At 71.8% G+C, this 19844-nt stretch carries 20 protein-coding genes; 7 read left to right on the top strand and 13 right to left on the bottom strand.

All coding sequences use genetic code 11. The features are described from left to right. Positions 1-14: 14 nt before the first annotated feature. Positions 15-1793 carry a proline--tRNA ligase gene (locus G514_RS0106660; RefSeq protein ID WP_028651124.1) on the bottom strand — a complete coding sequence of 593 codons (1779 nt, stop codon included), beginning with the start codon at positions 1791-1793 and terminating at the stop codon, positions 15-17. Between the two features lie 137 nt (positions 1794-1930). Here G514_RS0106660 and G514_RS0106655 point away from each other — a divergent pair, with 137 nt between their 5' ends. Then, positions 1931-2914, top strand: coding sequence for a hypothetical protein (locus tag G514_RS0106655; protein WP_157544635.1), 984 nt, complete (start codon positions 1931-1933; stop codon positions 2912-2914). A gap of 42 nt (positions 2915-2956) precedes the next feature. Here the strand turns inward: G514_RS0106655 and G514_RS0106650 are convergent, their stop codons facing one another. From G514_RS0106650 to G514_RS25270, 5 genes are read right to left on the bottom strand one after another with little or no spacing between them, the layout of a single operon-like run. Next, the gene (locus G514_RS0106650; RefSeq protein WP_028651122.1) at positions 2957-3325 is read right to left on the bottom strand and encodes a DoxX family protein; all 369 of its coding nucleotides are present in this window, start codon (positions 3323-3325) and stop codon (positions 2957-2959) included. A 35-nt stretch (positions 3326-3360) separates the two neighbouring features. Further along, on the bottom strand, positions 3361-4206 hold the full coding sequence (locus G514_RS0106645) for a GNAT family N-acetyltransferase (RefSeq protein WP_028651121.1): 846 nt from the start codon (positions 4204-4206) through the stop codon (positions 3361-3363). Between the two features lie 23 nt (positions 4207-4229). Beyond that, entirely contained in the window at positions 4230-5381 is a 1152-nt protein-coding gene (ispG, locus tag G514_RS0106640) for a flavodoxin-dependent (E)-4-hydroxy-3-methylbut-2-enyl-diphosphate synthase (RefSeq protein ID WP_028651120.1), read from the bottom strand. Between the two features lie 52 nt (positions 5382-5433). Beyond that, positions 5434-6789, bottom strand: coding sequence for a M50 family metallopeptidase (locus G514_RS0106635; RefSeq protein WP_028651119.1), 1356 nt, complete (start codon positions 6787-6789; stop codon positions 5434-5436). After that, positions 6786-7901, bottom strand: a complete 1116-nt coding sequence (locus G514_RS25270; RefSeq protein WP_036563857.1) for a 1-deoxy-D-xylulose-5-phosphate reductoisomerase — start codon at positions 7899-7901, stop codon at positions 6786-6788. The genes G514_RS0106635 and G514_RS25270 overlap by 4 nt, the downstream gene beginning before the upstream one ends. A 78-nt stretch (positions 7902-7979) precedes the next feature. On the opposite strand from G514_RS25270, the gene gabT reads away from it, so the two are divergent. From gabT to G514_RS0106610, 4 genes are all read left to right on the top strand, one after another. Beyond that, a complete protein-coding gene (gene gabT, locus G514_RS0106625) occupies positions 7980-9314 on the top strand; it encodes a 4-aminobutyrate--2-oxoglutarate transaminase (protein ID WP_211222060.1) in 1335 nt (444 codons plus the stop codon). A gap of 87 nt (positions 9315-9401) precedes the next feature. Then, positions 9402-10391: an RNA polymerase subunit sigma-70 gene (locus G514_RS0106620; protein WP_028651117.1), complete on the top strand. Its 990-nt coding sequence runs from the start codon at positions 9402-9404 to the stop codon at positions 10389-10391. A 73-nt stretch (positions 10392-10464) separates the two neighbouring features. After that, the gene (locus G514_RS0106615; RefSeq protein WP_028651116.1) at positions 10465-11694 is read left to right on the top strand and encodes a phosphoglycerate dehydrogenase; all 1230 of its coding nucleotides are present in this window, start codon (positions 10465-10467) and stop codon (positions 11692-11694) included. Further along, positions 11691-12743 carry a DUF1015 family protein gene (locus tag G514_RS0106610; RefSeq protein WP_028651115.1) on the top strand — a complete coding sequence of 351 codons (1053 nt, stop codon included), beginning with the start codon at positions 11691-11693 and terminating at the stop codon, positions 12741-12743. Before G514_RS0106615 ends, G514_RS0106610 begins: the two co-directional genes overlap by 4 nt. Here the strand turns inward: G514_RS0106610 and G514_RS0106605 are convergent. Further along, complete coding sequence (locus G514_RS0106605; protein WP_028651114.1) at positions 12724-13167, bottom strand: MarR family winged helix-turn-helix transcriptional regulator; 444 nt, start codon at positions 13165-13167, stop codon at positions 12724-12726. The genes G514_RS0106610 and G514_RS0106605 overlap by 20 nt on opposite strands. A gap of 54 nt (positions 13168-13221) precedes the next feature. Here G514_RS0106605 and G514_RS0106600 point away from each other — a divergent pair, with 54 nt between their 5' ends. Next, the gene (locus G514_RS0106600; RefSeq protein WP_028651113.1) at positions 13222-13797 is read left to right on the top strand and encodes a maleylpyruvate isomerase family mycothiol-dependent enzyme; all 576 of its coding nucleotides are present in this window, start codon (positions 13222-13224) and stop codon (positions 13795-13797) included. A gap of 52 nt (positions 13798-13849) precedes the next feature. Next, the gene (locus G514_RS0106595; RefSeq protein ID WP_028651112.1) at positions 13850-14941 is read left to right on the top strand and encodes a winged helix DNA-binding domain-containing protein; all 1092 of its coding nucleotides are present in this window, start codon (positions 13850-13852) and stop codon (positions 14939-14941) included. Between the two features lie 3 nt (positions 14942-14944). On the opposite strand, the gene G514_RS0106590 is transcribed toward G514_RS0106595, so the two are convergent. The 6 genes from G514_RS0106590 to G514_RS30165 form a co-directional block, all read right to left on the bottom strand. After that, positions 14945-15757 (bottom strand): ABC transporter permease, encoded by an 813-nt coding sequence (locus G514_RS0106590; protein WP_028651111.1) that lies wholly within the window; start codon positions 15755-15757, stop codon positions 14945-14947. Positions 15758-15767: 10 nt separating this feature from the next. After that, positions 15768-16583: an ABC transporter permease gene (locus G514_RS0106585; RefSeq protein WP_245582122.1), complete on the bottom strand. Its 816-nt coding sequence runs from the start codon at positions 16581-16583 to the stop codon at positions 15768-15770. Between the two features lie 41 nt (positions 16584-16624). After that, the gene (locus tag G514_RS0106580) at positions 16625-17851 is read right to left on the bottom strand and encodes an ABC transporter substrate-binding protein (protein WP_028651109.1); all 1227 of its coding nucleotides are present in this window, start codon (positions 17849-17851) and stop codon (positions 16625-16627) included. Then, positions 17848-18930, bottom strand: coding sequence for an ABC transporter ATP-binding protein (locus G514_RS25265; RefSeq protein ID WP_036563854.1), 1083 nt, complete (start codon positions 18928-18930; stop codon positions 17848-17850). Before G514_RS25265 ends, G514_RS0106580 begins: the two co-directional genes overlap by 4 nt. A gap of 110 nt (positions 18931-19040) precedes the next feature. Continuing rightward, positions 19041-19190, bottom strand: a complete 150-nt coding sequence (locus tag G514_RS0106570) for a hypothetical protein (RefSeq protein ID WP_157544634.1) — start codon at positions 19188-19190, stop codon at positions 19041-19043. Between the two features lie 349 nt (positions 19191-19539). Further along, positions 19540-19785, bottom strand: coding sequence for a hypothetical protein (locus G514_RS30165; RefSeq protein ID WP_157544633.1), 246 nt, complete (start codon positions 19783-19785; stop codon positions 19540-19542). Positions 19786-19844 lie beyond the last annotated feature (59 nt).

Raw genomic sequence — 19844 nt, 5'->3', positions numbered from 1 at the left:
CCGGTCCGCGCACGTCAGGCCTTGACGACCGCCACCAGGTGGTCGACGACCGCGTCGACGGGGACGTCCTCGCGCGCTCCGGAGGCGCGGTCGCGGACCTCGATGGTGCCCTCGGCGAGGTTGCGGCCGACGACGACGATGGTCGGGACGCCGATCATCTCGGCGTCCTTGAACTTCACGCCCGGGCTGACCTTCGGGCGGTCGTCGTAGAGCACGTCGACCCCCGCCGCCGACAGCTCGGTGGCGATCCGCTCCGCGGCGGTGAAGACCTCGTCGTCCTTGCCCGTCGCGACCAGGTGCACGTCGGCCGGGGCGACGTTGCGCGGCCACGACAGGCCGAGCTCGTCGAGGGTGCCCTCGGCGATCGCGGCGACCGCACGCGAGGGGCCGATGCCGTAGGAGCCCATCGTGACCGTGACGAGCTTGCCGTTCTCGTCGAGCACCTGCAGGTCGAGCGCGTCGGCGTACAGGCGGCCGAGCTGGAAGATGTGGCCCATCTCGATGCCGCGGGCCGACTCGAGGATGCCGCCGTCGGTGTGGCCGCAGACCGGGCAGGGGTCGCCGTCGCGCACCTCGGCGACGTCGATGAGGCCGTCGCTGGTGAAGTCGCGGCCGGCGACCAGGTCGAGCACGTGGCTGCCGTCGACGTCGGCGCCAGTGACCCACGCCGTGCCGTCGACCACCCGCGGGTCGAGCAGGTAGCGGACACCGGCGGGCTTCTTCTCCCCGAGCGCGCCCGGCCCGATGTAGCCCTTGGCCAGGGTGGGGCGAGCGGCGAAGTCCGCCTCGCCGAAGGGCTCGAACACCACGCCCTCGCCGAGCTTGGACTCCAGCCGCTTGGCGTCGACCTCGCGGTCTCCCGGCAGCCCCACCGCCAGCGCCTCGACGGTGCCGTCGGGGTGGCGGACCGAGAACACGACGTTCTTGAGGGTGTCGCCGGCGTGCCACTCGCGGTCGGCGCGCGGGAACCGCTCGTTGAGGTGGGCGACCAGCGAGTCGATGGTCGGGGTGCCGGGCGTCTGCTCCGTGTGCGCGGCCGGCGCGTCGTCGAAGGGCCTGGCCGGGGGCCGCGGGGTGTCGACCGCCTCGACGTTCGCGGCGTAGTCGCAGCGCGTGCAGCGCACGTAGGTGTCCTCGCCGACCTCGGCCTTGGCGAGGAACTCCTCGGACTTCGAGCCGCCCATCGCGCCGGCCTCGGCCTTGACGATGACGTACTCGAACCCGAGCTTGTCGAAGATCCGGATGTAGGCGTTGCGGTGCCGCTGGTAGCTCTCGTCGAGCCCGGCGTCGTCGATGTCGAAGGAGTAGCTGTCCTTCATCACGAACTCGCGGCCGCGCAGCAGCCCGGCGCGGGGGCGCGCCTCGTCGCGGTACTTGTTCTGGATCTGGTAGATCGTCAGCGGCAGGTCCTTGTACGACGAGTACAGGTCCTTCACGACGAGGGTGAACATCTCCTCGTGGGTGGGACCGAGCAGGTAGTCGCCGTCCTTGCGATCCTTGAGCCGGAAGATGCCGTCGCCGTACTCGGTCCAGCGGCCGCTCGCGTCGTAGGGCTCGCGCGGGAGCAGCGCGGGGAACAGCAGCTCCTGGCCGCCGATGGAGTCCATCTCCTCGCGAATGATGTCCTCGATCTTGCGCAGCACCCGCAGCCCCAGCGGCAGCCAGGTGTAGATGCCGGGCGCCGCGCGGCGGATGTAGCCGGCCCGGACCAGGAGCCGGTGGCTCGGGACCTCGGCGTCCGCAGGGTCGTCACGCAGGGTGCGCACGAACAGGCTGGACATCCGCAGGATCATGCCGAGAAGGGTACGGGCGCGCCGCCGGCGACTTCGACGCGGTTTCGGTCCGGACACCGCTGCGGCCGGACCTGCAACCATTCTGCAGGCCCGGGCGTCTTCCCTGTGCTGACCAACTCCACCCGAAAGGACGCGCCATGCGCCCCCTGTTCCGCCCATTCGTGGGCACCCTCGCCGCCCTCGGCGCCGCCGCCCTGACCACCACGCTCCTCGCGTCGCCGGCGACTGCGAAGCCGGCCATCACGCTGACGCCGGGCGATCTGCCGCGCGGTGCCGACGTGGCCGTGCCCCACGTCGAGGGCACGACGGTGGTGGACGGCGCCGTGCGGGTCACGATCAGCGCCCCGGTGGTGCGGCTGCTCGGCAAGTCCGGGTCGGCGTACGTCGTCGCCACCGCCAACAAGCAGGGCGGCCACGGCCGGATCTTCCGGGTCACCGCGCAGGGTGACCGGACGCTGCTGACGAAGGCGAACGTCTACCAGACCATCCTCTCCGGGGACGGCGCCCGCATCGTGGCGACGAAGAACACCCGCACCTCGAAGAGCACGATCACCGCCTACGACGCCACGACCGGCGCCCAGCTCGCGTCGCGCAGCTTCAAGGGCTACCCCTCCGCGCTGGACGCCGAGACCGACCGGGTGCTGATCGGCACCGTCGACAAGACCCTGCTCTGGACGACGACCGGCGACTCGGTCGGGGTGGTCAACGCCAAGCCGGGCTACGTCGGCGACCTGTCGAGCGACGTGCTCGCGACGTTCACCAAGGACCCCTACGACGGCGGCTGCACGCTGGTCACCCGCATCACGACCGGCGCCAAGCTGTGGCGGTCGTGCACCGAGGCCGTGGCGGCGTTCAACCCCGACGCCACGCGCATCGCTACCGTCGGCATCCTCTCCGACGGCCCCGGCCCGGGCCGGGTCGACGCCCGCACCATCGACGGCAAGCACCTCGGCCGCTACCAGGTGCGCGCCAACTGGTTCGGGGAGATCACCTGGGAGTCGCAGACGGCGCTGCTGCTCGAGGTCAACGGCGCCCGCAAGGCGTTCACGGCCCGCTGCACCGGCACCGACTGCGAGCGCGCCAGCAAGCTGCGCCCGGCCGAGACGCTGCGGGCGGCCTGACCGGTCCGCGACGCGCGGTCCGCGCCCGGGGTCGAGACGACCTCAGCGCGCGGACCGCGCGGCCGCGACCGCGGCTCCGATCATCGGGACCTGCAGGGGCATACGGCCCCACGCGAGCGCCTTGAACGCCGTGCTGCGCGACCGGTTGCTGTCGAGCGCCATCTTCAGGTTGCCCGGCCAGACGCCGAGCAGCAGCGCGACGCTCGCCCAGCCCGAGACCCGGCGGGTGCGGGGCAGCGCCATCCCGACCGCGCACGCGAGCTCCGCCACGCCGCTCGCGAGGATCACCTCGCGGTGGGCCGGCAGCCACGCCGGCATCAGCGGCTCGTAGACCTCGGGCCTCGCGAGGTGGACCGCGCCGCTGGCGAGGAAGCCGCCGACGAGGAGGCGCGAGCTGCGCGGTAGTGGCATGGGCCGCAGGCTAACGCCCTGACCGGGCACCGCTGTCAGAACATCACCGTCGAGAACCGCGCGGTCTCGCGGAAGCCGACGCGCTCGTAGGCGCGCCGCGCCGGGGTGTTCCACTCGTTGACGTAGAGCGAGACCGTCGGGGCGATCTCGCGCCGCACGAGGTCGACCACCGCCGCCATGCCCGACACGGCGTGCCCCTGGCCGCGCAGGTCGGACGGCACGAACACGCCCTGGATCTGGGCGGCGTACGGCGAGGCGCAGGCGACCTCGGCCTTGAACACCAGCCGGCCGCCGTCGAAGCGGGCGAACGACCAGCCGCGGCTGATCAGCTGCTGGACGCGCGCCCGGTAGAGCTCGGCGCCACCGCCCACCTCGGGCGAGACCCCGACCTCCTCGGTGTACATCGCCACGCAGGCCGGGTAGAGGAGGTCGAGGTCGCCGCGGGTGGTCCGGCGTACGTCGGGATGGCCCTCGACCAGGGGCGAGCGGTCGATCTCGAGGTGCGGCTGCCGCCAGCGCAGCTCGCGCGGCCGCTCCCACTGGTCGGCGACCGTGTGCCAGAACGGCTCCACCGCCTCGTGGCGCCCGACGATCGTCGACGCGGTGCGGCCGCGCGTCAGCGCCCGCTCCCCGAAGGCGCGGGCGTCCTCCTCCGTCGCCTCCACCGGCACCAGGTTGGCGCCGACGTGGCACGCCGCGACCAGGTCGCCGCCGTCGAACCGGCCCCACACCTCACCGCCGAGCCAGCGCGGCTCGAGGTTGGTGGTGCGGGCGCGGTGGTCGACGAACACGTTGACGACCGGGTCCTTGCTGGTGAGCTCGAGGAACGCGTCCAGGTCGGCCGCACCGAGGGCGCGGACTCCGTGGCGCGTGGTGAGCACGGGACGAGCCTAGAGGTTGGCGCTCAGCTGACCGAGACGGTCGCGCCGGCGCCGTCGACGCTCTCCATGCCCTCGGCGATGCGCATGGCCTCCTCGATGAGGGTCTCCACGATCTGCGACTCGGGCACGGTCTTGATGACCTCGCCCTTGACGAAGATCTGGCCCTTGCCGTTGCCGGAGGCCACGCCGAGGTCGGCCTCGCGGGCCTCGCCCGGCCCGTTGACGACGCAGCCCATGACCGCGACGCGCAGGGGCACCTCGAGGCCGTCGAGGCCGGCCGTGACCTGCTCGGCGAGCGTGTAGACGTCGACCTGGGCCCGGCCGCACGAGGGGCACGAGACGATCTCGAGACGGCGGGGCTTGAGGTTGAGCGACTCCAGGATCTGGAGGCCGACCTTGACCTCCTCGACCGGCGGCGCGGACAGCGAGACGCGGATCGTGTCGCCGATGCCCTGCGAGAGCAGGGCGCCGAACGCCGTCGCCGACTTGATCGTGCCCTGGAACGCCGGCCCGGCCTCGGTGACGCCGAGGTGCAGCGGCCAGTCGCCGGCCTCGGCGAGCAGCTCGTAGGCACGCACCATCACGACCGGGTCGTTGTGCTTGACCGAGATCTTGAAGTCGTGGAAGTCGTGCTCCTCGAACAGCGAGGCCTCCCACACCGCCGACTCGACCAGGGCCTCGGGGGTGGCGCGGCCGTACTTCTCGAGGAGCCGCGGGTCGAGCGAGCCGGCGTTGACGCCGATCCGGATCGAGGTGCCGTGGTCCTTCGCGGCGGCCGCGATCTCCTTGACCTGGTCGTCGAACTTGCGGATGTTGCCCGGGTTGACCCGGACTGCCGCGCAGCCCGCCTCGATGGCGGCGAAGACGTACTTGGGCTGGAAGTGGATGTCGGCGATGACCGGGATCTGGGAGTGCTGCGCGATCTCCGGCAGCGCGTCGGCGTCGTCCTGCGAGGGGCACGCGACCCGCACGATGTCGCACCCGGTGGCGGTGAGCTCCGCGATCTGCTGGAGGGTGGCGTTGACGTCGGCCGTCAGGGTCGTCGTCATCGACTGGACCGAGATCGGGAAGTCGCTGCCGACGCCGACCTTGCCCACCTTGATCTGGCGGGTCTTGCGGCGCGGCGCGAGCACCGGCGGGGGTGCCGCGGGCATCCCCAGGTTGATCTCCGTCATGGTCTCCAGCGTACGGCGCGGGCGGAGGCCCTCCCCAATCAGAAGCGGGCCGTCAGCCGATGGGGACGTGGAGCGGCACCACGAAGTCGCCGACGATCAGCACCACGCTCATCGCGAGCATGAACGACGCCATCACGTAGGCGACCGGCAGCAGCCGGGCGGCGTCGACGTGACCCGGGTCGGGACGGCCGCGCAGGCGGGCGAGCCCGCGGCGTACGGCCTCCCACAGGGCACTGGCGATGTGCCCGCCGTCGAGCGGCAGCAGCGGGATGAAGTTGAAGGCGCCGATGAAGAAGTTGAAGCCGCCGATGAGCATCAGCAGGTAGACGATCTTCTGCTGCACCGGGAAGCCCTCGAGCGAGACGGTCTCGCCCGCCAGCCGGCTGCCGCCGACGATGCTCACCGGGCTGTCCTCGTCGCGGTCCTGGAGGCCGATGATGGCCTTGCCGACGCCCCAGACCCGTTGCGGGAGCCGGATGACGGCCTCGACGGTCTGCTCAGCGGTGTAGCCCATCTGCACGGTCGTGTAGAGCGGGCCGCCGGTGACGAGGTGGGTGGTCGGCTGGATGCCGAGGAAGCCGACCTCGACCATGCCGCTGCCGTCGGAGTCGGGCCGGGACTGGATGAGCGTGTGGACCGTGGCCTCGGCGGCGGTGCCGTCGCGGGTGTAGCCGATGACGGCCTCACCGTCGGCGTTGGCGCGGATCAGCTCGGAGAGCTGGTCGTAGGACGAGATCGCGGTGCCGTTGAAGCTCGTGATCACGTCGCCGCGCTCGAGGCCCGCCTGGGCGGCCGGGCTGACCGGGTCGCCGGGCTCGCAGGTGGTGCGCTGCTCGGTGTAGGGGATGACGCAGTCGCTGACGTGGCTGATCGCCGGCTGGCCGGCGTCGATCTCGCGGTCGGCCGGGTTGCCGTAGAAGGCGAACACGCCCCAGAACAGGAAGAACGCGATCGCGATGTTGACCGACGGGCCGCCGGCCATCACGACGACCTTCTTCCACCAGGGCATCTTGTAGAACAGCCGCGGCTCGTCCTCGGGACCGATCAGCTCCCACTCGGCCGCGCGGGCGTCGGAGATCAGCTGGGTGAACAGGCCGGTGTTGGACTTGCGGATCTTCGTGACCTGGTTGCCCTGCTCGTCGTAGGTCACGGTGCCGAGCTGCTCGGCGCCGGGCGGCAGCATCCCGACGATCTTCACGTAGCCGCCGAGCGGGATCGCCTTGACGCCGTACTCGGTCTCGCCGCGGCGCCGGCTCCAGACGGTCGGCCCGAAGCCGATGAAGTACTGGGTGACCTTCCCGCCGAAGGCCTTCGCCGGGATCATGTGCCCGAGCTCGTGGAGCCCGATCGAGATCAGGATCGAGCCGAAGAAGATCACGACCCCGAGCGCGTAGTAGAGGCTGCTCACCCTCTGTTCCCCCCTTGTCCTGCGACCACGCCACCCTGGACGACCTCCGCACGGGCCCACGCGTCAGCGGCGAGGACGTCCTCGACCGCCAGCGACGTCCCCGGGGTCAACGGTACGTCGTGGCGGGCGAGCACGGCGGAGATCGTTGGCACGATCTGCGTGAACGCGAGCCTGCCTTGTCGGAAGGCCTCGACACATACCTCATTTGCGGCGTTGTAGACGGCAGGCGCCGTGCCGCCGGTCGTCGCGGCCCGCTTCGCCAGTGCCACCGCGGGAAAGGCCTCGTCGTCGAGGGGGAAGAACTCCCACGTCTCCGGTCTGGTCCAGTCGACGGCGGGGGCCGTGTCGGGCACCCGGTCGGGCCAGCTCAGGCCCAGCGCGATGGGGATGAGCATCGTGGGTGGGCTGGCCTGGACCAGGGTCGCACCGTCGACGAACTCGACCATCGAGTGCACGACGCTCGTCGGGTGCACCACGACGTCGATTCGGTCGATGGGGATGCCGAAGAGCAGGTGCGCCTCGATGACCTCCAGGCCCTTGTTGACCAGCGTCGCGGAGTTGATGGTCACGACCGGGCCCATGTCCCACGTGGGGTGGGCCAGTGCTTCCTCGACGGTCACGTCGTGCAGCTCCTCGACCGTCCGCCCGCGGAAGGGGCCGCCGCTCGCCGTCAGCACCAGGCGGCGTACCTCCTCGGGCGCGCCGCCGCGCAGGCACTGCGCCAGCGCGCTGTGCTCCGAGTCGACGGGCACGATCTGCCCGGGCCGGGCGCGCTCGAGGACCAGCGGGCCGCCCACGATCAGGCTCTCCTTGTTGGCCAGCGCCAGGGTGTTGCCCGCGTCGAGCGCGGCCAGCGTCGGCCGCAGGCCCACCGCGCCGTTGACGGCGTTGAGGACGACGTCGCACGCCATCGCGGCGGCCTCGGTGGAGGCCTCCTCACCGAGGCCGGAGTACGCCGGCGCGAACTCGGCCACCTGCTGCTCGAACAGGTCGGGGTTGCTCCCGCCCGCGGTCAGCCCCACGACCCGGAACCGGTCGGGGTTGGCGCGCACGATGTCGAGCGCCTGGGTGCCGACCGACCCGGTCGACCCGAGGATCACGACGTCACGCACCGCACCATCCTCCCTCACCGGCCACGGACTGCGAGAACGGCGGGCGCGCCGCGTCGAAGCGGGCGCTAGATTGCGGAAATGAGCACCGGCGGCCCCTCGCTCCCCCAGCAGCGCAACCTCGTCACCAGCATTCCCGGCCCGGAGTCGCTGGCGCGTCTCGACCGCAAGAAGGCGCACGTCGCCGACGGGGTCGGCACGATGCTGCCGGTGTTCGTCGTCGCTGCCGGTGGTGGCGTGCTGGTCGACGCCGACGGCAACTCGCTCATCGACCTCGGCTCAGGCATCGCGGTGACCAGCGTCGGCAACGCCGCCCCGTCGGTGGTGTCGCGGGTCCAGGAGCAGGTGGCGGCGTTCACGCACAGCTGCTTCATGGTCACGCCCTACGACGGCTACGTCGACGTGTGCGAGCAGCTCGCCGAGCTCACGCCGGGCGACCACGAGAAGAAGTCGGCGCTGTTCAACTCCGGGGCTGAGGCGGTCGAGAACGCCGTCAAGATCGCGCGCGTCGCAACCGGCCGCGACGCGGTGGCGGTGTTCGACCACGCCTACCACGGGCGCACCAACCTCACGATGGCGATGACCGCGAAGAACATGCCGTACAAGAACGGCTTCGGCCCGTTCGCCGGCGAGGTCTACCGGGTCCCGATGTCCTACCCGTTCCGCGACGACCTGTCCGGCGAGGAGGCCGCGAAGCGCGCGATCGACGTGATGGACAAGCAGATCGGCGCCGACAACCTGGCGTGCGTGGTGATCGAGCCGATCCAGGGCGAGGGCGGGTTCGTGGTGCCGGCGCCGGGCTTCCTGCCGGCGCTGTCCGCGTGGGCGAAGGACACGGGGGTGGTGTTCGTCGCCGACGAGATCCAGACCGGGTTCTGCCGCACCGGCGACTGGTTCGCCTGCGACGACGAGGGCGTCGAGCCCGACCTGATCACGCTGGCCAAGGGCATCGCGGGCGGGCTGCCGCTCGCGGCGGTCACCGGGCGGGCCGAGCTCATGGACGCCGTCCACGTCGGCGGCCTCGGCGGCACCTACGGCGGCAACCCGGTCGCCTGCGCCGCCGGCCTCGGGGCGCTCGAGGAGATGCGCAGCCACGACCTGACGGGTCGCGCTCGCGACATCGGCACCCGGATGGCCGACCGGCTGCGCAAGATCGCCGCCGACCACCCGGTGATCGGCGACGTCCGCGGGCGCGGGGCGATGATGGCGATCGAGCTGACCACGCCCGGGACGCTCTCCCCCGAGCCGGTCCGCACGGCCGCGGTGTCGTCGTACTGCCACCAGCAGGGCGTCGTCACCCTCACCTGCGGCACCTGGGGCAACGTCGTCCGCTTCCTGCCGCCGCTCTCGATCTCCGACACGCTCCTCGACGAGGCGCTCGACGTCGTCGCCGAGGCGTTCGCAGCCACGGCGTGAGGGGTCGGTCCATCCGCGAGTGATGAGTTCCGGCACCCGCGCCCGTCACACCTACGACAGGGCACGACGAGGCGGAGGGATCACGCGATGGGTGCGGACATGCTGGTGGAGGGGCCGGGGATGAGCGAGGCCGGGCTGGGTGAGATCGACGAGCCGGCGTTCGCACGCCTGGCGGAGCGGCACCGGCGCGAGCTGCACGTGCACTGCTACCGGATGCTCGGGTCCTTCGACGATGCCGAGGACACCGTGCAGGAGACCTTCCTCAGGGCCTGGCGAGGCCGGGAGACCTTCGAGGGGCGGGCGTCGTTCCGCGCCTGGCTCTACCGCATCGCCACCAACGCCTCGCTCGACCTGCTGGCGAAGGTGCGGCCCCACCCCGCGACCGGCGGCGAGGTGCGGTGGCTCCAGCCCTACCCCGACGCGCTCCTCGACGAGCTGCCCGCGGAGGGTGCCGACGAGCCGGAGTCCGCGGCCCTCGCGCGCGAGACGGTCGAGCTCGCGTACGTCGTCGCGGTGCAGCACCTCGCGCCTCGACCGCGCGCCGTGCTGATCCTGCGCGACGTGCTCGGGTGGCCGGCGAAGGACGTCGCCGAGTGGCTCGGTGACTCGGTCAACTCGGTCAACAGCGCGCTCCAGCGCGCCCGCGCCGGCATGCGCGAGCACCTGCCGGCCGAGCGCCAGGACTGGACCGGCCGCGAGGACGACGCCGCGACGCGCGACCTGGTGCGCCGCTTCACCGAGGCCAGCGTGGCCACCGACGTCGACCGGCTCGCGGCCATGCTGCGCGACGACGTCCGGTGCTCGATGCCGCCCACCCCCGGCCTGCAGGTCGGCCGCGACGCGGTCGTGCACGACTGGGTCGCGGACGGGTTCGTCGGCATGCAGGGCCTGCGGGGGGTCCACACCGCGGCGAACCGGCAGCCCGCGATCGCGTTCTACCAGTGGCGCGAGCAGGAGGGCGCCTACCTGCCGCTGACGCTCGACGTCCTGCGCATCGCCGGCGGCGCGGTCGCGGAGATCGTGACCTTCCACGCCGACCAGTTCGCCCGCCTCGGGCTGCCCGCGCGGCTGGCGTGACCGCTCGCCTCGCGGCTAGCGTGACCGCACACTCGCCGACCCCACGGGCGAGCACGGTCCCGGAGGTCGCGCGATGCACGTGCTGTTCGCCGACAAGCTGCCCGCGCAGACGATCGAGGACCTCGAGGCGCGCGGCCACGTCTGTGTCGTCGAGCCGGACCTCTCGGCCGACGACCTGCCGGCGCGGATCGCCGGGTTCGACGCGTTGGTGGTGCGCAGCACCAAGGTGAAGCGGGCGGTGTTCGAGGCGGCGGACCGGCTGACACTGGTGATCCGGGCCGGCGCGGGCACCAACACCATCGACACCGACGCCGCCGCCCGCAGCGGGGTGTTCGTCTCCAACGTGCCCGGCCGCAACGCCGCCGCCGTCGCCGAGCTCACCATGGGGTTGCTGCTGGCGATCGACCGGCGGATCGCCGACAACGTGGCCGACCTGCGCAGCGGCCGCTGGGACAAGCAGCGCTACAGCAAGGCCGGCGGGCTCCTCGGGTCGACCATGGGCATCATCGGCCTCGGCTCGATCGGTCTCGCCGTGGCCGAGCGCGCCTCGGCGTTCGGCATCCGGCTGCAGGCGCTCGCCAAGCCGGACCGGTCGGCGTACGTCGTCGACCGGGCCGAGGAGCTCGACATCACGATGTGCGACTCGCTGGAGGACCTGGTGTCGTCGTCGGACGTGGTGAGCATCCACGTGCCGTCGGGCAAGGACACCCGGCACCTCGTTGACGCAACGTTCCTGTCGTGGATGAGGCCCGGCGCGATCCTGCTCAATACCTCTCGCGGCGACGTCGTCGACGAGGGTGCGCTGCTCGAGGCCCTCGACACCGGCGCGGTGCGCGCCGGGCTCGACGTCTTCGCCGACGAGCCGGGCTCCGGCAAGGGCACGTGGGAGTCGCCGCTCGGCCGGCACCCGCACGTCGTCGCGACCCACCACATCGGCGCCTCGACCGAGCAGGCGCAGCGCGCGATCGCCGCGGGCGTCACCGAGATCGTCGACGCGTTCATGTCGGGCGAGCCGCGGCACTGCGTCAACCTCGAGCCCGACCGGATCGGCGCGGTCACCCTGACGATCCGGCACCGCGACCGGGTCGGCGTGCTGGCCCAGGTGCTCGACCGGCTGCGCGCCGCGGGGCTCAACGTCGAGCACATGCAGAACCGCATCTTCCGCGGCGGAGAGGCCGCCGTCGCGTCGATCGACGTCGCCGGCCCGGCCCCCGAAGAGCTCCTGACGGCCCTGCGAGAGATCCCCGACGTCCTGAGTGTGTCCGAAGTGACGCTCGGCCCCGATGCCGAGCGCCGCCCGTGAGCACCGTCCGCCCGTTCCCGGCTCGCGTCGTCCGCCCGGAGTGGGCACCGCGCCTGGTCACCGGGCTGGCCGAGCTGCCCGAGGACACCGGCACGCTCCCGCCGATCGCACCGGTCGACCTCTCGGCGTACGACGAGTCGGAGGCGGCGCTCTACGTCTACCGGCAGGAGCGCGGCGACCTGTCCTGCACCGGGGTGGTGTGCGAGGTCGGCGTCGGCGCGTTCGTCGACGGCCAGGTGCGCGGGCACGAGGCCGTGCAGGCGCAGCGGGTCGAGAGCCTGGTCCACCACCACGCGACCACCGACGCACCACCCGCCCTCGTGGCGCTGCTCCACCACGCCGGCCCGGCGTACGCCCGGACCGTCGAGGAGGTCTGCGCCACGGCGCCGATCCTCGACTTCACCGGGCCGCGCGGCGTGCGTCAGCTGGTCTGGCGGGTGCCGCCGGGCTCGGCCACCCGGAGCCTCGCCGACGAGCTGGCGGCCTCGGACCACTACATCGCCGACGGCCACCACCGGGTCGCCGCCGCGCTGGCCGTGTGGCGCCTGGGCGGCGAGCCCCCCGAGGCCGGCGTGCTGTGCGTCGTCCACCCGATGGACGGCCTGCGACTCTCGGCGTTCCACCGCCGCGTCTTCGGCCCGGTCGACACCGCCGCGCTGGTCGGGCTGCTCGCGCCCACCTTCGTCGTCGCTGCGGCGCCCGCGCCGCCGGTCCCCGCGCCCGGGACGATCGGGCTGTACGCCGACGGCCGCTGGCACACCGCGGCCATCCGCTCCCCCCGGGCCGCGCTCGACGTCGAGGTCCTGCAGTCCGAGGTGCTCGACCGCCTGTCGCAGCCGGTCGAGATCGCGCCCGCGAAGACCCTCGTCGAGGAGCTCACCCGCCGCTGCGACTCCGACGAGGGCGTCCTCTTCACGCTCGCGCCTCCCCCGCTCGAGACGCTGACCTCGCTGGCCGACGCCGACGCGGTGATGCCGCCCAAGACGACCTACTTCGAGCCGAAGCCGTGCGCCGGCATCTTCCGGCGGCTCAGCGCCACGGGTCGGTGACGTCTCTGAGGTCACGCAGGATCTCGTGCAGCTGGTCGAGCCGCTCTTCGCCGACGTGCTCGGCCCACTCGGCCAGGACGCGCTGCACCTCGGCGTCGGCGGCCCGGACCACCGGGCCAGCGTGCGCGGTCAGCCGGACGAGACGCGCCCGGCCGTCGGTCGGGTCGGGGACGCGCTCCACGTAGCCCGCCCTCTCGAGCTGCTCGACCAGGAACGCGGCGGTCTGCTTGGTCACGCGCGCCTGCTCCGCCAGGTCGGACACCCGGGTGCCGTCCGGACCGATCCTGGCGGCGACGCGGGCCTGGGCCAGCGTGATGTCCGTGATGCCCGCCGCGACGACCGCGTCGAACGCGCGCTGCTCGAGGGCACGGTTCGCGACGAAGAGCAGGACGCCGAGGTCCTGGCGTTGACGGCGATCTCCCACCGTGCCAGATTAGACAGATAATCTGTCTAACTCGCGCACGTGGGAGGACGCGTCGTGGACCGCGAGACCATCTGGCAGCACATCGACGACGAACGGCGGTGGCTCGCCGACCTCCTGGACTCGCTGCCGGAGCACGCGTGGGCGACCCCGAGCCTGTGTGCCGGCTGGACGGTCCGTGACGTCGCGGCGCACCTGGCCCTGGCCCAGACCCGGGTCCGCGACCTGGTCGTCCCCGCGGTCCGCGCCGGGTTCCGCTACGACGTGCTGGTCAGGGACACGGCGCTGCGCAGCCCGCAGTCGCACGCGGAGATCGTGGCCACGCTGCGGGGATTCATCGGGTCGCGCAAGCGCGTCGCGTTCATCACCGATCTCGAACCGCTGATCGACATCCTGCTCCACAACCAGGACATCTGCCGGCCGCTGGGCATCGACCACCCGATGCCGCCCGAGGCAGCGGCCGCCGCGGCCGACCGGGTGCTGAGCACGCCCTGGCCGCTGCGGCGATGGGCGCCGCCGCGCGGGGTGCGCCTCGTCGCCACCGACGTCGACTGGTCCTACGGCAGCGGCCTCGAGACCGAGGCGACCATGCAGTCGCACCTCCTGACCCTCACCGGCCGGCCCCTGGCCTAGACACGGCCTAGTCGGACGGGTTCCGTCCGGAACGGGTGGGATGCTGCCGCGCATGGCCACCACGCACGAGCTGTCGATCACGTGGGCCCGGGCGCTGGGGTGGCGGCTGGAGCGGCAGCTGCTCGACCCGGTCGGGTCGATGTCGCCGGCCGAGGTCGTGCGCCGGCTGGGCGCCGTGCTGTCGATGGACGAGTCGCTCGCCGAGCTCGCGGTGCGCACGCGGCGCGGCTCGTCACGGGCCGGCGAGCTGCGGGAGGCCCATGCCGACGGCAGCGTGATCAAGGTGTTCGCCTTTCGCGGGTCGGTGCACTACCTCTCGCCCGAGGACGGCGGCCTCTTCCTCTCACTCCGTCAGGCCGGGCGCCAGTGGGAGCTGCCGAGCTGGGTGGACCACTACCGGCTCGGTCCGGCCGACTGGCCCGACTTCCGGGCGGCAGTCCGCGAGGCGCTGGCCGACGGTCCGCTGACCGTCGGTGAGCTCGGCGAGGCGCTGGCCAGGCACCGGGCCTACCGGCACCTCGAGCCGGTGTTCGCCGAGGGCGCCGGCACGCTGATCAAGCCGCTGACATGGCAGGGCGACATGTGCTTCGGCCCGGTCCGCGACGGGCGACCGACGTTCCAGCGGCTCGACCGCAACCCGCGGTGGCAGGGGATCCCCGAGCTCGACGACGCCGGCCCGCGCGCGATCGCGATGTACCTCCGCTCCTACGGCCCCGCCACGCCCGACCACGTCCACTACTGGCTCGGCAGCGGGCTGAGCGCGGGCCGCAAGCGCCTCGACCGCTGGTGGGCGGAGCTCGGCGACCGGCTGGTCGCGGTCGACGTCGAGGGCACGACGGCGTACGTCGTGGCCGAGGACGCCGAGGCACTCGCGGCGGCGCGGCCCTCGGACTCGGTCCGGCTGCTGCCCGGGCACGACCAGTGGGTGATGGGACCCGGCACCAAGGACGCGTACGTCACCCCCGCGCGGCTGCGTGACGCCGTGACCCGCAAGGCCAACCTCGTGCTCGCCGGCGGCGTCGTGCGCGGCACGTGGGCGGTCGTGCGCGACGAGGTCACCGTCAGCTGGCTCGACGAGGCGCCGCCGCCGCGCGCGGCCGTCGAGGCCGAGGCGACGCGCGTAGCGGAGATCCTCGGCTCCTGAGCCCTACCGCGCGCCGGTCATCGCCTCGGCGGCGTCGCCGGAGAGGCGCTGGGCGAGGTAGATCGGGATGACGGAGAACAGCACCAGCGCGGCCGCGACGCAGTTGACGATCGGGGCCGCGTTGGGGCGGAAGAGGTTCTGGAAGATCCAGATCGGCAGGGTGCGGTCGGTCGACGACGCGGTGAACTGAGTGACCACGATCTCGTCGAAGGACAGGCCGAACGACAGCAGCCCGCCCGCCAGCAGCGCGGACCGGAGCATCGGCAGCGTGACGAGCCGGAACGTCGTGAAGGGCCCGGCGCCGAGGTCCATCGACGCCTGCTCGAAGTTGCCGCCGAGACGGGCGAACCGCGCCTGCACGTTGTTGAACACCGTGACGATGCAGAACGTCGCGTGCGCGATCACGATCGTCCAGAGCGAGAGCTGGAGCCCGAGGATGGTGCGGAAGCCGTTCTGGAACGCCAGGCCGGTCACGATGCCGGGCAGCGCGATCGGCAGGATGATCAGGAGCGAGACGACGTTGCGGCCGAAGAACCGGGTGCGGCGCAGACCCATCGCCGCCAGCGTGCCGAGCACCAGCGCGATCGCGGTCGCGGCGAGCGCGACCCGCACCGACGTGAACAGCGCGTCGCGGGCGCCCTCGGAGTGCCAGGCGAGCGACCACCAGTGCGTGGTGTACCCGGGCGGGGGCCAGCCGAAGGTGCGGTCGGTGTTGAAGGAGTTGAGCAGCACCAGCAGCAGCGGCACGTAGATGACCACGAGCACCACGAGCGTGACGACCGTGACCGAGACGCGGAGCCCCGCGGGGAGCCTCACGAGCGGCACCTCACAGCTGCTCCAGGGCGCCGGTGCGGCGCGCCGCCGCGAGGTAGGCCAGCATCACGACGATCGGGATCGTCGCCATCGCGGCCGCGAACGGCAGGTTGTTGGCGGCGCCCTGGTTGTCGTAGACGACGTTGCCGAGCAGCTGCGAGGTGCCGCCCACGATCTTGACCGCGATGTAGTCGCCCATCGAGAGCGAGAACGTGAAGATCGACCCGGCTACGAACGCCGGGAACACCATCGGCAGCACCACCCGCCGCAGCGTCGTCCACGACCCCGCGCCGAGGTCGGCGGAGGCCTCGAACAGCGAGTTGGGCAGCCGCTCGAGGCCGGCGTAGATCGGCAGGATCATGTAGGGCAGCCACAGGTAGGCCAGCGTCATCGTGGTGGCCAGCAGCCCGTAGCCCGGCGTACCGAGGCCGAACGGCGACGCGATCGACTCGACCAGGCCGTTGGACGACAGCATCCCGCGCCAGGCGTAGGCCTTGACGAGGTACGACGCCCACAGCGGCATCAGCACCGCGATCACCAGCAGCCGCTGGTAGCGCGGCGAGGCTACCTTCGCCATGAACAGCGCGATCGGGAACGCCAGCAGCGCGTCGACCACGGTCACCAGCGTCGCGATCCCGATCGTGCGGAGCGTGATCGTCCGGTAGACCTCGATGGTGAACAGGTCGCGGAAGTTGTCGAGCGTCCAGGTCCGCTCGATGTTGCCGGTGAAGTCGTTCTGCGCCCACAGCGAGGTCACCAGCAGCGCCGCCAGGGCCCCCAGGTAGGCCACTCCCAGCCACAGCATCGGTGGCGTGAGGAGGAGGCCCACCCGGAGACCCGGGCGGCGGCTGATGAGGGACACCGGTCAGGTCAGCCCTTGATCTCCGTCCACGCGGTCGTCCAGTCGCCGTAGTCGGTGCACTTCACGTCGGTGCGACCGTCCAGGCACTGCTCGATCGGCGTGGTCCAGTAGTGGATCTGCGCGGCGTAGTCGGCGTCCGACACGTGGTAGGTCTCGCAGAACGTGTCGTCGGTGACCGAGTCGCAGGCCTTCGGGTTGGCCGGCGCCTCGCCGAACCACTCCGCGACCTGCGCCTGCGCATCCGGGCTGGCGATGTAGTCCATCCACGCGTAGGCGCAGTTGGGGTTCTTGGACTTCGAGCTGATCATCCACGTGTCCGACCAGCCCGTGGAGCCCTCGTCGGGCAGGAACGCCTCGACCGGCGCGCCCTCGCTCTGCGCGAGCGAGGCGATGACCTGCCAGGTCGTGCCGATCACGGTGTCGCCCTGCTTGAAGGCCTGGATCTCCTTCAGGTAGTCCGACCAGTACTCCGACACGTTCTCCTTCTGCGCCTTGAGCACCTCCACCGCCGCGGCGAGCTGGTCCTCGTCGAGCGCGTAGGGGTCCTTGATGCCGAGGTCGGGCTGGGTGTTCATGAGGTAGAGCGCCGCGTCGGCGATGTAGATCGGCGAGTCGTAGGCCGTCACCTTGCCGGCGTACTGCGACGCGTCGTCGAAGACCGCGGCCCACGAGGTCGGCGCCGGGCTGACGGTCTCGGTGTCGTACATCAGCAGGTTGGCGCCCCAGCCGTGCGGGACGCCGTACATCTGGCCGTCGACGGAGTTGTAGCCCTGGTCCTTGAGGAACGGCGAGATGTCGGCGTAGTTCTCGATCAGGTCGGTGTTGACCGGCGCCACGTCGCCGGCCGCGATGAGGCGCAGCGTGGCGTCACCCGAGGCCGAGACCACGTCGTACTCGCCGGTCTTCATCAGCTGCACGGCCTCGTCGGAGGTGCCGAACGGCTTGACGTTGGCCTGGCAGCCCGAGGCCTCCTCGAACGGCGTCACCCAGTCGACGGTCTCGTCGGTCGAGCCGTCCTCGGCGTAGCCCGGCCAGGCCAGGATGTTGACCTGCCCCTCCGGGTCGCCCAGCGACTCCAGCATCGGCACGTCGGGCGGGGTGAAGCCCTCCGAGCCCGGGTTGTCGCCCCCGCTCTTGTCGTCGTCGCCCGAGTCGGTGCCACAGGCGGCCATCCCCAGCAGCAGCACTGCCGCACCGGCGACGACCGTGATTCCACGGCTTGGTGTTCTCCTCATGATTCCTCCTCAGGTGATGGCGTCTCGGGGTCGGGAGCACGACCCAGGGCCACCAGGTGGTCGCGTCGCCACGACAGCACGACACGTTGCTGGCGCCGCTCGAGAGCGGCGTCGATGGAGCGGTCGGTGTTCTGGTGCGCGACCGTCAAGGTGGCGCCCGCGTCGAGCTCGACCACGGAGTGGGTGCTAGCGCCGAGGTAGACGACCTCCCGAACGACGCCGGGCGCGACCGCGGTGTTCCCGTCCGCGGCCGGCGCGCCGTCCTCGGCGTGCATGACGAGCTTCTCGGGGCGGATCACGAAGGTGCCGTCCTCGCCGACGAGCTCCTTCGCCACCTGGCCGTCGAGGAGGTTGGAGGTGCCCACGAAGCCGGCGACGAACGCCGAGGCCGGCTGCTCGTAGAGCTCGACCGGCGTCGCGAGCTGCTGGATGCGCCCGTCGTTGAAGACCGCGATGCGGTCGCTCATCGTGAGCGCCTCCTCCTGGTCGTGGGTGACGAAGACGAAGGTGATGCCGACCTCGCGCTGGATCTCCTTGAGCTCGACCTGCATCTCGCGGCGCAGCTTGAGGTCGAGCGCGCCCAGGGGCTCGTCGAGGAGGAGCACCTTGGGCCGGTTGACCAGCGCCCGCGCCAGCGCGACCCGCTGGCGCTGGCCGCCGGAGAGCTGGTGGGGCCGCCGCGCGGCGTACCCCTCGAGCCGGACGGTCGCCAGCGCCTCCTCGGCCCGCCTGCGCCGCTCGGGCTTGGCGACCCTCTTGACGCGCAGGCCGTACTCGACGTTCTGGAGCACGCTCATGTGCGGGAAGATCGCGTAGTCCTGGAAGACCGTGTTGACGTCGCGGTCGTACGGCGCCCGGTCGGTGACGTCCTCGTCGCCCAGCCGGATCGTGCCCGCGGTGGGTGGCTCGAAGCCGGCGATCAGCCGGAGGACGGTGGTCTTGCCGGACCCCGACGGGCCGAGCATCGAGAAGAACTCGCCGTCCTCGATGTCGAGGTCGAGGCCGTGGACGGCGCGCACCTGGTCGTAGTGCTTGCTCAGGCCCCGCACCGAGATCGCGGGTGAACCTGCACCGACCATGATCGCAACCTAGTGACGCCGGGCATCGAGTTCCAGCACCATTTCGGCACGTTGACGACCGTTTGCGCTGCCGGGACGGTCGAGAACCGCGGGATCCGTGTCGCGGGCACCTACTCCGGGCCGTGCTTCAACGCCGCCTCGGTCCTGGCAAGGGCCGCCTCGAGCTGCACCTCCGGCGTATCGGTTCCACCGACCTGCACCAGTCGCGCGGCGCCGACACGGACCGGCCGACCGTCGTCGCGCGGGTCGTCGGCGTGCATCGATCCGATGAGCGAGGCCTTCCGCCCCACCTGTTCGCACCGACCCGAAGCCCTGCCGGGCGTCCGGATCCGAGTTGAGTGCGTCTGGCGGCAGGGTGGCGTAGCCGAACGTAGCGATCGCCAGCCCGACTTGGCCTCCCACGCTGAGGCCGGCACGCAGCATCGTCGCTCGCTACGTCCGAATACGTGCGAGTCGCCGGTCAGCAGTCCGCTTGAGAGTGTGGTGCTGAAGATCAGCTCGTCTCATCCGCAGCACCACACTTGTGCGCGTTGCCACTGTTCGCACGCGGACGTAGCCGCAGATAGCGCGCTGCGGCCGGATCTGCTTGTTTGCTCCGATGTGCGCGCGTCAGGGTCTCGGATAGAGAACGGCCAGTCGGCGCTCGACCTCGTCGTGGTCGAGCCGACGCTGGCGCGCGACGTGATCCGGCGGCACCTCGCGACCGTGCGCGATCAACGCGCCGGCGTCGATGCCGTGCACGACGTCCAGCACGGCCCGCCATACACGGCGGACGATGCTGCGTTCGGCGGGCACCGGCGCGGCACTGCCGTTCAGGTGGGTGATGGACCTGGTGGGGACCGGGCGTGGGCTCATGCCCCCCACGATCCGCCGACCGGTGCGCTCGAAGTAGTGGCAAGATCGACAATGAATGC

The organism is Nocardioides halotolerans DSM 19273 (assembly GCF_000422805.1).
Classification (GTDB): domain Bacteria; phylum Actinomycetota; class Actinomycetes; order Propionibacteriales; family Nocardioidaceae; genus Nocardioides; species Nocardioides halotolerans.
The sequence above is the reverse complement of the archived record's forward strand: the minus strand, read 5'-3'. Positions and strand labels throughout refer to the sequence as shown.

Excerpts from the sequence above, each read along its gene's own strand:
- G514_RS0106615 (WP_028651116.1), top strand. The coding sequence starts at position 10,465 with ATGCACGTGCTGTTCGCCGACAAGCTGCCCGCGCAGACGATCGAGGAC.
- ispG (WP_028651120.1), bottom strand. The coding sequence starts at position 5,381 with ATGACGGAGATCAACCTGGGGATGCCCGCGGCACCCCCGCCGGTGCTC.
- G514_RS0106650 (WP_028651122.1), bottom strand. The coding sequence starts at position 3,325 with ATGCCACTACCGCGCAGCTCGCGCCTCCTCGTCGGCGGCTTCCTCGCC.
- G514_RS25265 (WP_036563854.1), bottom strand. The coding sequence starts at position 18,930 with ATGGTCGGTGCAGGTTCACCCGCGATCTCGGTGCGGGGCCTGAGCAAG.
- G514_RS0106655 (WP_157544635.1), top strand. The coding sequence starts at position 1,931 with ATGCGCCCCCTGTTCCGCCCATTCGTGGGCACCCTCGCCGCCCTCGGC.
- G514_RS0106660 (WP_028651124.1), bottom strand. The coding sequence starts at position 1,793 with ATGATCCTGCGGATGTCCAGCCTGTTCGTGCGCACCCTGCGTGACGAC.
- G514_RS0106620 (WP_028651117.1), top strand. The coding sequence starts at position 9,402 with ATGGGTGCGGACATGCTGGTGGAGGGGCCGGGGATGAGCGAGGCCGGG.
- G514_RS0106595 (WP_028651112.1), top strand. The coding sequence starts at position 13,850 with ATGGCCACCACGCACGAGCTGTCGATCACGTGGGCCCGGGCGCTGGGG.
- G514_RS0106570 (WP_157544634.1), bottom strand. The coding sequence starts at position 19,190 with ATGCACGCCGACGACCCGCGCGACGACGGTCGGCCGGTCCGTGTCGGC.
- G514_RS30165 (WP_157544633.1), bottom strand. The coding sequence starts at position 19,785 with ATGAGCCCACGCCCGGTCCCCACCAGGTCCATCACCCACCTGAACGGC.
- gabT (WP_211222060.1), top strand. The coding sequence starts at position 7,980 with ATGAGCACCGGCGGCCCCTCGCTCCCCCAGCAGCGCAACCTCGTCACC.
- G514_RS0106580 (WP_028651109.1), bottom strand. The coding sequence starts at position 17,851 with ATGAGGAGAACACCAAGCCGTGGAATCACGGTCGTCGCCGGTGCGGCA.